Origin of the sequence: Escherichia sp. MOD1-EC6098 (assembly GCF_002965865.1) — a bacterium.
Lineage (GTDB): Bacteria > Pseudomonadota > Gammaproteobacteria > Enterobacterales > Enterobacteriaceae > Escherichia > Escherichia marmotae.
Map to the genome: position 1 here is coordinate 26,028 of NZ_PTSN01000026.1, position 12,545 is coordinate 38,572.

Here is a 12,545-nt window from a genome sequence, read left to right on the forward strand (position 1 = left end):
TCGCGTTCTCCAGTTAAAGACCGATGCACATGTATTTGATTTCTAAGTAATCTTCGATGCCATACTTCGAACCTTCACGACCCAGACCCGAGGCTTTAATGCCGCCGAACGGGGCCACTTCATTGGAAATAATGCCGGTATTGATGCCGACGATGCCGTACTCCAGCGCCTCGCCCACGCGGAAGACGCGGCTTAAATCACGAGCGTAGAAGTAGGCGGCAAGGCCAAACTCGGTGTCATTGGCCTGCGCAATCACATCGGCTTCGTCTTTAAAGCGGAATAGCGGGGCGAGGGGGCCGAACGTCTCTTCTTTCGACACTTTGGCGTTGGCCGGAACGTCCACCAGTATGGTCGGCTGGAAGAAGTTGCCGCCGCGTTCGTGTGCTTTACCGCCGCAAACCACGCGCGCGCCTTTCTCCAGCGCATCGGCAATATGCTCTTCCACTTTTGCTACCGCTTTTTCATCGATCAGCGGTCCGATGGTGACGCCTTTTTCCAGTCCATCACCGATTTGCAGTTTGCTCACCGCCTGCTGCAATTTTTCGGCAAAGCGGTCATACACGCCGTCCTGCACGTATAAACGGTTGGCGCAGACGCAGGTTTGCCCGGCGTTGCGGAATTTTGAGGCCAGCGCGCCTTCCACGGCTTTGTCGAGATCGGCATCGTCAAAGACGATAAACGGCGCGTTGCCGCCGAGCTCCAGCGACACTTTTTTGATATCTTTCGCGCACTGTTCCATTAACTGGCGGCCAATTTCGGTCGAGCCGGTAAACGACAGCTTGCGCACCAGCGGGTTGCTGGTCAGTTCGTTACCGACCGCGCCCGCCGAACCGGTGACCACGTTAAACACGCCAGCCGGAATGCCCGCGCGGATCGCCAGCTCTGCCAGCGCTAGCGCAGAGAACGGCGTCTGACTGGCGGGCTTCAGCACCATCGTGCAGCCTGCCGCCAGTGCCGGACCGGCTTTGCGGGTAATCATCGCCGCCGGGAAGTTCCACGGCGTGATGGCCGCAGTAACGCCAATCGGCTGCTTGATCACAATCAGGCGCTTATCGGCCTGATGACCGGGAATAGTGTCGCCATAAATACGTTTGCCTTCTTCGGCAAACCACTCAATAAAGGAGGCGGCGTAGCTGATTTCGCCTTTCGCTTCAGCCAGCGGTTTGCCCTGTTCGAGGGTCATCAGGCGCGCTAAATCGTCCTGATGCTCCATCATCAAATTGAACCAGTTGCGCAGAATGGTGGCACGTTCTTTGGCGGTGAGCGCACGCCAGGCGGGCAGGGCGCGGTTGGCGGCGTCGATAGCGGCACGGGTTTCATCAGCACCCATTTTCGGCACGCTACCCAGCTTGTCGCCGTTCGCCGGATTGGTGACATCGATGACCTCGCCATTGTTGGCGTCCAGCCATTCCCCGTTAATCAACGCCTGCTGGCGGAATAAGTTACTGTCGTTAAGTTTCATCGCTACATCCTGTTTTCAAAGGTTATTGATTAAATGCGGCGTGTAAGGCATCCACACTACGTGCCGCTCGCAGCGTGCGTCCGGGGTTACTCTGGCTTGCCAGCAGCGTTTGTACCTTGCTGACAATATGCGCACCAATAGGAATTGCTGATGTCGCTGCCGGGGAGGGCGCATTGCAGGTGTGGATCGTGCGCGGGGTGGTGACAAACAGAAAATCGTCAATCAGCTTGCCGTCCGGCGATACCGCCTGCGCCCGCACACCGGCGGGCCAGGGCTGGAGATCGCTTAACGAAAGCCGGGGACAATACTTTTGCACCAGCCGCAAATAGCCGCTTTTGCACAGCGAGTTTTTCATCTCGCCCAGTCCTGAGCGTAGGTGGTTTTGTAGCACCCGGCGAATCCCCGAAGAGCCCAAAATCTCCAGCGTGTCGCTAAATGAGAAGTCGCGCTTGCGATAGCCTTCGCGTTTGAAAGCCAGCACCGCGTTTGGCCCGACGGTCACGCTGCCGTCGATCATCCGGGTGAGATGAACGCCCAAAAATGGCATCGCCGGGTCGGGGATGGGGTAAATCAGATGGTTAACAATCTGGTTATGCTCCGGCGCAAGGCGGAAATACTCGCCACGGAACGGGCAGATGATAAAGCCCGGTTCGAGGCCGAGCATTTTCACCAGCCGGTCAGCCATTAGTCCGGAACAGCTAATCAGCGTCGATGCTTCATATTCGTCGCCCTGACGGGGACGTATCACCACGCCGTTTTTATGCTCACTGAGCGCGCTGACTTCGGCGTTATAGATAATCTCACCGCCTCTGGCCTGGAAGATTTTCGCCATCGCCGCCGTCACTTCGCGATAGCTGACAATGCCGCTGGACGGCACAAAAATACCGCCAAGCCCGGTGATATTCGGTTCGCGCTCGCGCAGTTCGTCGGCGTTTAACCATTCGCGCTCGATCCCGTTCGCCGCCGTGCGTTTCCACAACGCGCGCATCCGTTCCATTTCGAGAGCGGACGTGGCGACCAGCATCTTGCCGCAGTTGTCGTAGCGAATGCCGTTTTGATCGCAAAAGGCTTTGGTGGCGTGGTTTCCCGCCAGGCAAAATTTCGCCTTCAGGCTGCCGGGCGTGTAATAGACCCCGGCATGGATCACACCGCTGTTGTGGCCCGTCTGGTGACAGGCCGGGCCGGACTCTTTTTCCAGCAACGCAATGCGGGCGTCCGGATAGACATCAATCAGTTGCATGGCGGTCGACATGCCGATGATGCCGCCGCCAATAATCACAAAATCATACATCCGCTCAATTCCTTTGCGCTTACTGATGCGTCTGGTAGTGGTTAGTGGCGTAAGCGAAATAGCCACGCTGGCGCATCAGTTCGCGACGCAGATCCGGATGCGCGGTAAAGCGGTCGCGACCGTGCAGCCAGAACAGGTTGTTAATCAACAGGAATTTGCCAACGGGAACGGGGACAGACAGAATGCCTTTGCTGGTTTCAATGGCGTCGGAAAGCTCGCTCAACCATACGCCTTCTTCGAAGTCTTTCGGCTGGACGAACTGGTCGATATAGCGCATCACCGGGCGCCCCTGCTGATCGATGTCGAACACCGGATGGAAGACATCTTTGCTGACGTTTTTACTTGGCGGTGCGGCAAAACGCATCGGACGGCGCGCCAGCGGGTGGCTGAAAAAGTGGTCCAGATGTTCCCAGTCATCGAGATGCAGCAGCAGCGAATTTCCGCCCTGCATGTTTTGTTCGTCGATTTTCATCATCAGCACGTAATCAGTGATCTCTTCGACATAGGTGCCGTCGTTATGCAACTCCATCACGCGGTGCGGCTGGCGCAGATAGCTGTCTGAGTTATCGACATTTTTCACCACAAAACGCGCATAATACTGACCGCTCATCGCATCGAAATTTGAGCGACCAATCAGATGCGCCACCGCCGTCGCCAGCTTCACCATCTCATCCGCCTGCTTCACATCATCGACACCTACCGCATTGATCAACAGCGCACCTTCAGCGCGGTTTAGCAACGTCTTCAACAGCAGCGGCTGTAGTTGGTTTGCACACAGATCGTCGAGAATTTTGCCCACCCGAAAACGCAGAAACGATTTGTACTCCAGCGCCTGCACGGGCCACTCGGCAACCTGTTCGAGAAACTGTTTGGTCGTCTGTTCGGTGAAGGTGAGTTCCAGCAGACGCGGGGATTGCGCCGACGGTATGAGGGTGAATCCGCTATAGTCCTGGCCTGAATCGACAGTATTGGTTTGTACGGCGGTCAGTGCATTCATCAGAAGCAATCCTCTTATGAGATGTAGGGTGACATGGCGATGCTCACTTCGTAGCCATAATCTAAAAATATCTACATTTCTGAAAAATGCGCACAAAAGAGACATATTGTTTTCTTATTGTGATCAAAAACAATATTTTATTAACATATGGTGAGGTGAGTTATAGATGCTTTTTTAGAGAAATAATTATTTAAAATAATAAGTTAGTGATGGTTATAGGAGGTGAGTATTGGGTGTGATTTCAAACTTCAAAACAAACGTGTCCTGCGATTTAATACACGATTGAGTTAATTTGAAATAACCTGTTGTAAACAGGTGAGTTTTAGTTCTTCACCTGTTTGGCAGGGGAGAGAATAATGCGTAGTCTCCATACATTATGTAAGTATCCCGCATAATCGTGCCATTCACATTTAGAGCCCCTTTTGCATTTCAGAAGAGCAACGTCCTCCTTGATTAAGGATAGCGTTGCATCGACCCGTTGAACTCAGAGCTCATAACAGACATTCATTTTTTATGGCTGAAAGGCATTCGTGGCTGGTTGATATATGGAAGCTGTGAACGAAAAGAATGGTGCTTGTTGAGGGGATAGATGAAGCACAGCCAAATTAAGCAGATGAAAAAATAAAAAAGCCCGCATAAGCGGACTTCTATGTCACTAAAGAGCCGCGGCTCCTTTGCGTATCCTTTTTTGTCTCCTCACCGTCTGGTCGGTGTCCTGCTGAGACTGCTAACTTCCTGTTTTTGTTGGTGTTGTTCTTACGCCGTCTAATCATGATTGGTGGAGCTGGCGGGAGTTGAACCCGCGTCCGAAATTCCTACATCCTCGGTACTACATGCTTAGTCAGTCTTTACATTCGCTTGCCAGCTGCGGACAGACACGCCACTAACAAACTAGCCTGATTAAGTTTTAACGCTTCAACCCCAGGCAGGGCTTCCACGCGATCTCTTTTGGGTTTGACCTCTCTTGATCCCCGTCCTAAGAGCGGAGGCTAGGGAGAGAGGGCTCTAAGCAGGTTATTAAGCTGCTAAAGCGTAGTTTTCGTCGTTTGCGACTATTTTTTGCGGCTTTTTACGAGGCCAACCGCCCCTCGGCATGCACCTTGGGTTTCGCAAATCCCGTCGAATCCAGAATCAGCCCCAATGTGTAACGGTGAGTATACCAGATTTGTGAGCGCCATGACCAGCCCCAATGGCGACATCGTCAAGGATTTAGCGCCTGCGTAGCATGATTTTTATTCGATTAAGCATGGGGATGACTACATCTGTGCTAAATATGATTATCAACAAGATGTTCATTCGCGCCACCGGAGAGGGGAGGCGCGGTGAGGGGCTGATCAGTATATGTTATGTAGGTTTAACGGTGAGCGTTTTTCATGATACGTGCTTTATCCACCTGCCATTCACGTTCTTTGATGTCAGAACGTTTATCGTGTTGTTTCTTACCTTTCGCGACACCAATTTTTACTTTGCACCAGGCATTTTTCCAGTACAGGGAGAGCGCCACTACGGTATAGCCTTCACGATTTACGCGACCGTACAATGAGTCCAGTTCGCGCTGGTTGAGAAGTAGCTTGCGAGTACGAGTAGGATCGCACACCACATGCGTGGAAGCCACAGCCATCGGCGTGATATTTGCGCCAAACAGGAATGCTTCTCCGTCGCGCAGAAGAACATAGCTGTCGCTAATATTGGCTTTTCCTGCGCGCAGGGATTTAACTTCCCAGCCTTGCAGGGCGAGTCCCGCTTCAAACTCTTCTTCAATAAAGTATTCGTGACGGGCGCGCTTGTTGAGCGCTATGGTTGCTGAACCAGGTTTATGTGCTTTTTTCTTCGTCATAAGCGTCGTGAATCATCGGTAATCTGAAATCGAAAACACCCCATATTAATCCTGCGGGGGACAAGGCTCTATCTTAGCATGAACCCGATGTTACCCAGTGCCGGGATAGCGTTTTTTTTACAGCAGGATAAATGATATTATTTGTTGGTTTTTTGTTGATGGAATTTGTTATGCCTCAAATTAGCCGGACCGCACTCGTACCCTACAGCGCGGAGCAAATGTATCAGTTAGTGAATGACGTTCAGTCTTATCCTCAGTTTTTGCCGGGTTGTACCGGAAGTCGGATTCTGGAGTCCACTCCTGGGCAGATGACCGCTGCGGTAGATGTCTCTAAGGCTGGGATCAGCAAAACGTTTACTACCCGGAATCAGTTGACCAGTAACCAAAGTATCCTCATGAATCTGGTTGATGGGCCGTTCAAGAAGTTGATCGGCGGTTGGAAGTTTACGCCGCTGAGCCAGGAGGCGTGCCGTATCGAGTTTCATCTCGATTTTGAGTTTACTAATAAGCTGATTGAACTCGCCTTTGGTCGCGTGTTTAAAGAGCTGGCGACTAATATGGTGCAAGCTTTCACTGTGCGAGCAAAAGAGGTTTATAGTGCCAGGTAAAATTGCCGTTGAGGTAGCTTACGCGTTACCAGAGAAGCAGTACCTGCAACGTGTGATGTTGCAGGAGGGAGCGACGGTTGAAGAGGCGATTCGCGCCAGCGGTTTGCTGGAATTGCGTACAGATATCGATTTAACTAAAAATAAAGTCGGCATTTACAGTCGTCCGGCAAAACTGAGTGATATCGTGCGCGATGGCGATCGTGTAGAGATTTATCGACCATTGATTGCCGATCCGAAAGAGCTTCGCAGGCAGCGGGCAGAGAAGTCAGCGAATAAATAGCAGGCAGAAAAAAGGTGCTCAGCGAGCACCTTTTTGATCGCTATAAACAGCAAATTTTATTCGTTGCCACTCAGTGCGGGTTTGTTATCAATATTGGTCAACACACCGCTGCTGTTAAAGGTCAGCGTCAGCGTTTGCTGCGTTACACCTTCATGACCTGGTTGTTGGCGGAAGACATAGAACCAGGTATTCGTACCAAATGGATCGGACATCAGCGGTGTACCCAATGCGTACGCAACTTGTTGTTGCGTCATGCCAACGCGTATTTTGGATACGTCGTTAGCGGTCAGATAGTTCCCCTGGTTGATGTCAGGACGGTAAACCACTCGCTCCAGAGTGGAACAGCCTGCGGTCAACATCAATAGTACTGCTGCGGCAGCAGTCAGCGTTTTACAGCGCATAGTGATTTGATTCCTTTTCGGGCCCGAGCAGTACGTGGCTCATCTGTAATATGCCGATGATAATAGACCTTTCGTCACTTTAAAACCTTTTGCTGTCGGGTCTTACGGCGTTTTGCTGTCTACTCTGACCGTGAAGCAGTAAAAAAGTTTACGCCGCAAGCAGTTCTTTCGCGTTCGCCAGGGTGTTGCGGGTAACTTCGCTACCACCAAGTAAGCGCGCCAACTCCTGTAACCGCGCCTTTTTATCCAGTGATTGCATATGTGTTTCTGTCATCGCGCCATCTGTTTCTTTGCTGACAAAATAGTGTTGATGACCGCATCCTGCGACTTGTGGCAGGTGGGTAACACACATTACCTGGGTTGATTCGCCAAGCTGACGTAGCAGTTTGCCGACGACTGCTGCAGTCGGGCCGCTGATCCCCACATCCACTTCATCGAAAATGAGCGCTGGCGTTTCCATTTTACGCGCTGTAATAACCTGAATCGCCAGGGCGATACGCGACAATTCACCACCGGATGCGACTTTGGCGATAGGCTGCATTGGCTGACCAGGGTTGGTGGTAACCCGAAACTCAATGCGGTCGGCACCGTCAGCGCTCAGGTGATGCTCATCAAATTTCACATCAATCGTAAATTGCCCATGCGGCATGGAGAGTGCGTGCATACTGTCGGTGATCAGGTGCGCAAGTTCTGCTGCATAGTGCTGGCGTTGTTGGTGTAACGCGCGTGCCGTTTCCAGCGCCTGCTGATGGTGTTTAGTTACGGCCAGCGCGAGAGTTTCTTGCGAGTCGGCCTGATCGTCGAGTTGCTGTTGTTCTTCCAGCAGTGATTGATAATATTGTGGCAATGCTTCCGGGCTGACGTGGTGTTTACGTGCCAGTGAAATCTGTTTTGAGATACGTTGTTCAAGTTCGAACAACCGGTTAGGGTCGAGATCCAGACGATCGCAGTAGTGGCGTAATTCGTCACTGGCTTCAGCTATCTGGATTGTGGCCTCTTCCAGCATATCAAGTACACCGGACAGTTTGCTGTCCATACCAATCAGTTCGCTAACCAATTGTTTTGCTGTATAAAGCTGACTTTGCAGGTTTGCATCTTCGCCGTCGGCCATTAATGCTAGTGCATTCTGGCTTGTAGTCAGCAATTGACCGCTGTTAGCCAGACGCTTGTACTCTTCGTCGATTTGTTCAAACTCACCGGGCTGCGGATTAAATTCGTTCAGTTCTTTTAACTGATATTGCAGCAGTTCCGCGCGAGCGGCGCGTTCCTGACTTAACTGTTGATGATGCGCCAGGTCGCGGCAGCTTTGATGCCACAACTGATAACGAGCGGTCATTTCCTGGAGCAGAGAAGTTTCATTGGCGTAGCCATCAAGCAGGAATTTTTGGTGCTCGGCCTTGGTAAGTAACTGATGAGCATGCTGACCGTGGATCTGGATGAGCAGCTGACCCAGTTCGCGCAGTTGTGACAGAGGAACGGCCGTGCCGTTGATGAAACCACGGGAGCGGCCATCGCTACTGATCACGCGACGAAGCAGGCATTCGCGGCCATCTTCCAGTTGGTTTTCTTCCAGCCAGCGCAGAGCCGCTGGCGTATCTTTAAGAGAAAAACGAGCGCACAGGTCTGCGCGAGCAGCGCCGGTACGCACCATGTCGGCTTCAGCGCGACCACCGAGACAAAGGCCGAGCGCATCTATTGCAATAGATTTGCCTGCGCCGGTCTCACCGGTTATTACGGTCATACCGCTGTGAAAATCAATCTCAAGCTCACGAACAATAGCAAAGTTGCTGATGGTCAGTTGTGCCAACATAGTCGTTTTCCTGTATGAAAAACCATTACTGTTATTGTGTACAGTATAAACTGGTTTTATATACAGTAAAGAGGCTGGTGTAAAATTAAAATAATTTTTTTGACCAGCCGAGCTTAGTGCTTAATGTATTGAAATAGCTGTAATCTTTTGGATGAATCAGATTCAGATGGTAATCACAACGACGAATCAGGACATCTTCACCTTCCTGAATCGGTAGCGCTATCTGGCTGTCGCAGCTAATTTCCAGATCGCTACGGCGGTGCGAAAAGCGCAGGCGAATTGTGCTGCTGCTGTTAATGACCAGCGGGCGCGCCGAGAGTGTATGCGGGAACATTGGCACCAGGGTAATTGCATCCAGTGATGGTGTCAGAATCGGGCCGCCCGCCGAGAGGGAATAGGCGGTAGAACCTGTAGGCGTAGAAATAATCAGTCCATCGGAGCGCTGAGAAAACGCAAAGATCTCGTCGATATACACTTCGAACTCAATCATATGCGCTACTTTACCTGGGTGAAGCACTACTTCGTTAATCGCTGTGCTGATGCGCTTCTGGCAATCTTGCTGGCAGACTTGTGCTTCCAGCAAAAAACGTTTTTCGCTGATGTAGTGGCCTTCCAGCACATCGGCTAACTGTTGTTGGGCGTTATCGGGGTCAAGGTCAGTCAGGAAACCCAGGTTGCCACGGTTGATGCCAATGACTTTAATGTCGTAGCGGGCGAGCGTGCGCGCCGCGCCCAGCATATTACCGTCGCCACCAACAACTACCGCGAGATCAGCCAGTTGTCCAATCTCCGCGAGTGTGCCAGTTTTCACATTCTTCAGTTGCAGTTCATGAGCGATTTGCTGCTCAACGATGACCTCGTAACCTTTTGTGCACAACCAGCGGTAGAGCATTTCATGTGTTGTCAGTGCAGTAGGGTGCCGTGGGTGTCCCACAATGCCAATACACTTGAAATGATTATTCATTTTTCCGAGGTCCTTGTTGTGAAGATTGATGACAATGTGAGTGCTTCCCTTGAAACCCTGAAACTGATCCCCATAATAAGCCAAGTTAGCGAGATGAATGCGAAAAAAACGCGGAGAAATTCATGAGTAGTAAAGAACAGAAAACGCCTGAGGGGCAAGCCCCGGAAGAAATTATCATGGATCAGCACGAAGAGATTGAGGCAGTTGAGCCAGAAGCTTCTGCTGAGCAGGTGGATCCGCGCGATGAAAAAATTGCGAATCTCGAAGCTCAGCTGGCTGAAGCCCAGACCCGTGAACGGGACGGTATTTTGCGCGTAAAAGCGGAAATGGAAAATCTGCGTCGTCGTACTGAACTGGATATCGAAAAAGCGCATAAATTTGCGCTGGAGAAATTCATCAACGAATTGCTGCCGGTGATTGATAGTCTGGATCGTGCGCTGGAAGTGGCTGATAAAGCTAACCCGGATATGTCTGCGATGGTTGAAGGTATTGAGCTGACGCTGAAGTCGATGCTGGATGTAGTACGTAAATTTGGCGTTGATGTCATTGCCGAAACGAACGTACCGCTGGATCCAAACGTGCATCAGGCCATCGCAATGGTGGAATCTGATGACGTTGCGCCGGGTAACGTACTGGGCATCATGCAGAAGGGTTATACGCTGAACGGTCGTACGATTCGTGCGGCGATGGTTACTGTCGCGAAAGCGAAAGCTTAATTTCTGCCTTCGTAATGAGTTACGGCCCTGCATATGAATGCCGGGCCGTTTTCGTTACTCCGCCACGCTTTCACGTAGCGGTTTTACAGGAAAAACTTTTACCTGCTTAATCATATTGTCCTGAACGTCGAGGATATCGATATCGTACTCGCCAATACGCACGCGGGTGCCTGCGACAGGGATCTCTTCCAGCGCCTCCAGAATAACGCCATTAACCGTGCGGGCATCATCTTCCGGTAGATGCCAGTTAAAGGCTTTGTTAATTTCTCGCACGTTGGCGGTGCCATCGATAATCACCGAACCGTCGTTTTGCGGTGTGACCTCTTCGGCAAGCGTTGGTGACATCGACGTGGTGAAATCACCGACAATCTCTTCAAGAATATCTTCAACTGTGACCAGCCCCTGAATATCTCCGTATTCGTTGACGACCAGACCAACTTTCTTTTTATTGCGTTGAAATTTAACTAATTGTGTACTGAGCGGCGTGCCTTCCGGAACAAAATAAATTTCGTCCGCAGCGCGCAGCATGGTTTCTTTAGTGAACTCTTTTTTCTCCGACATCAGCCGCCAGGCTTCACGTACTCGCAGCATACTAATGGCGTCGTCCAGAGAGTCGCGGTACAGCACGATGCGCCCGTGAGGAGAGTGGGAGAGTTGACGGAGAATCGATTTCCAGTCGTCGTTGATATCGATGCCGATGATTTCACTGCGCGGCACCATGATGTCATCAACGGTCATTTTTTCCAGATCGAGCACCGATAGCAGCATATCCTGATTGCGGCGGGAAATTTGTGAGCGTGATTCGTGCACAATGGTGCGCAACTCCTCTTTGCTTAAAGAGCCGCTGACTACGATATCGGTTTTGATACCCATCATACGCATCAGCATACGGGTGATGGCGTTCAGTAGCCAGACCAGTGGCATCATCAAAATTTGCAGCGGAGCCAGCAGAAAACTACTCGGATAGGCGACTTTTTCCGGGTACAGCGCGGCAATGGTTTTCGGCAATACTTCGGCAAAAACCAGCACCACGAAGGTCAGCACGCCGGTCGCAATCGCCACGCCTGCATCACCGTACAAGCGCATTCCGACAATGGTGCCCAGTGCGGAAGCGAGAATATTGACCAGGTTATTGCCGATTAACACCAGGCTTATCAGGCGGTCAGGTTTGCGCAGTAATTTTTCGACCCGTTTAGCCGAGCGATTACCCTGCTTCGCCATATGTCGCAGGCGATAGCGGTTGAGTGTCATCATTCCGGTTTCGGAGCCGGAAAAATAGGCTGAAATGACCACCATGATGATCAAAATTATGATCAACGTGGTAGTAGAGATATGTTCCAGGGGAAGCTCCTTTTCTGGTTTAGCTGATTAACTGCTGGACAATTCGGCTGCCAAAATAGGCCAGTGTCAGAATGACTGCGCCGGCGACGTTAAACCAGACAACGCGGCGTCCACGCCATCCTTCATGATAATGCCCCCACAGCAGCACAATATAGACAAACCACGCCACAATAGAGAGCACGGCCTTGTCGATATTTTCCATGCTAAATAAGTTGTGCATGTAGAACAGGCCTGTACAGAGAGTGAGCGTCAATAGCACCACACCAATTTGCGTGATGTGGAACATTTTACGTTCAATACTCATCAGTGGAGGCATTTCCTGATTAAACGCCAACTTCTTGTTCTTCAGTTGGTAATCAATCCATGCCAGTTGCAGCGCGTACAGGGCAGCGATAATCAGCGTGGCGTAGGAAAAGAGCGATAAGCCAATGTGCATCAGCATCCCGGGTGTTGCTTCCAGGTGGGTGATGTATTCATTGGGCATGAAGGTCGCCAGCGCCAGGTTGATGAGCGCAAAGGCGTAAACAATCGGCAGCAGCAGCCAGCCACGGTTACGTGAGGCCACAATGGTCATCACCGTACAGATCATCAGGCTGACCAACGAACCGACATTCAACAGGCTAAGGTTTTGTCCGCTATCACCGCCGGGCAGTATGCGGGCTTCAAGAGCAATAGCGTGGCAAACCAGCGCGATGACCGCAGAAATAATAGCCATTCGCCGCCAGCCGCCGTTTTTTTGCAGCAGACCGGGAATAATCAGTGCGAGACTGACAGAGTAGGCGACGAGCGCGAGCAGAGCAAAAACGGGCATAGTAATGTCGACAGTTTGAGCAATGAG

At 51.3% G+C, this 12,545-nt stretch carries 12 protein-coding genes and 1 other RNA gene; 3 read left to right on the plus strand and 10 right to left on the minus strand.

Annotated elements, in window-relative coordinates:
• Window positions 1-13 precede the first annotated feature (13 nt).
• The 5 genes from gabD to smpB form a co-directional block, all read right to left on the minus strand.
• Window positions 14-1,462 (minus strand): NADP-dependent succinate-semialdehyde dehydrogenase, encoded by a 1,449-nt coding sequence (gabD, locus tag C0K55_RS21780; RefSeq protein ID WP_001516915.1) that lies wholly within the window; start codon window positions 1,460-1,462, stop codon window positions 14-16.
• 22 nt (window positions 1,463-1,484) lie between these two features.
• Window positions 1,485-2,753 carry an L-2-hydroxyglutarate oxidase gene (gene lhgO, locus C0K55_RS21785; RefSeq protein ID WP_061090545.1) on the minus strand — a complete coding sequence of 423 codons (1,269 nt, stop codon included), beginning with the start codon at window positions 2,751-2,753 and terminating at the stop codon, window positions 1,485-1,487.
• 19 nt (window positions 2,754-2,772) lie between these two features.
• Window positions 2,773-3,750, minus strand: coding sequence for a glutarate dioxygenase GlaH (gene glaH, locus C0K55_RS21790; RefSeq protein WP_061090544.1), 978 nt, complete (start codon window positions 3,748-3,750; stop codon window positions 2,773-2,775).
• Between the two features lie 776 nt (window positions 3,751-4,526).
• Window positions 4,527-4,889, minus strand: a transfer-messenger RNA (tmRNA) gene (gene ssrA / locus C0K55_RS21800).
• A gap of 215 nt (window positions 4,890-5,104) precedes the next feature.
• Window positions 5,105-5,587, minus strand: coding sequence for an SsrA-binding protein SmpB (smpB, locus tag C0K55_RS21805; RefSeq protein WP_000162574.1), 483 nt, complete (start codon window positions 5,585-5,587; stop codon window positions 5,105-5,107).
• Between the two features lie 170 nt (window positions 5,588-5,757).
• Between smpB and ratA the strand changes: the two genes are divergently transcribed.
• Together ratA and C0K55_RS21815 are read left to right on the plus strand one after the other, a co-directional pair.
• Window positions 5,758-6,195: a type II toxin-antitoxin system toxin RatA gene (ratA, locus tag C0K55_RS21810; protein WP_010376629.1), complete on the plus strand. Its 438-nt coding sequence runs from the start codon at window positions 5,758-5,760 to the stop codon at window positions 6,193-6,195.
• Window positions 6,185-6,475 (plus strand): RnfH family protein, encoded by a 291-nt coding sequence (locus tag C0K55_RS21815; protein WP_001117829.1) that lies wholly within the window; start codon window positions 6,185-6,187, stop codon window positions 6,473-6,475. Before ratA ends, C0K55_RS21815 begins: the two co-directional genes overlap by 11 nt.
• A 56-nt stretch (window positions 6,476-6,531) precedes the next feature.
• Here the strand turns inward: C0K55_RS21815 and bamE are convergent, their stop codons facing one another.
• From bamE to nadK, 3 genes are all read right to left on the minus strand, one after another.
• A complete protein-coding gene (bamE, locus tag C0K55_RS21820) occupies window positions 6,532-6,876 on the minus strand; it encodes an outer membrane protein assembly factor BamE (RefSeq protein WP_001203438.1) in 345 nt (114 codons plus the stop codon).
• A gap of 148 nt (window positions 6,877-7,024) precedes the next feature.
• A complete protein-coding gene (gene recN, locus C0K55_RS21825) occupies window positions 7,025-8,686 on the minus strand; it encodes a DNA repair protein RecN (protein ID WP_001516912.1) in 1,662 nt (553 codons plus the stop codon).
• A gap of 85 nt (window positions 8,687-8,771) precedes the next feature.
• The gene (gene nadK / locus C0K55_RS21830; protein ID WP_001059172.1) at window positions 8,772-9,650 is read right to left on the minus strand and encodes an NAD(+) kinase; all 879 of its coding nucleotides are present in this window, start codon (window positions 9,648-9,650) and stop codon (window positions 8,772-8,774) included.
• Between the two features lie 122 nt (window positions 9,651-9,772).
• On the opposite strand from nadK, the gene grpE reads away from it, so the two are divergent.
• Window positions 9,773-10,366: a nucleotide exchange factor GrpE gene (gene grpE, locus C0K55_RS21840; protein WP_001366580.1), complete on the plus strand. Its 594-nt coding sequence runs from the start codon at window positions 9,773-9,775 to the stop codon at window positions 10,364-10,366.
• A 54-nt stretch (window positions 10,367-10,420) separates the two neighbouring features.
• Here the strand turns inward: grpE and C0K55_RS21845 are convergent, their stop codons facing one another.
• Together C0K55_RS21845 and C0K55_RS21850 are read right to left on the minus strand one after the other, a co-directional pair.
• On the minus strand, window positions 10,421-11,707 hold the full coding sequence (locus tag C0K55_RS21845) for an HlyC/CorC family transporter (RefSeq protein WP_010723175.1): 1,287 nt from the start codon (window positions 11,705-11,707) through the stop codon (window positions 10,421-10,423).
• 19 nt (window positions 11,708-11,726) lie between these two features.
• A complete protein-coding gene (locus C0K55_RS21850) occupies window positions 11,727-12,518 on the minus strand; it encodes a cytochrome C assembly family protein (RefSeq protein WP_010376639.1) in 792 nt (263 codons plus the stop codon).
• Between the last annotated feature and the right edge of the window lie 27 nt (window positions 12,519-12,545).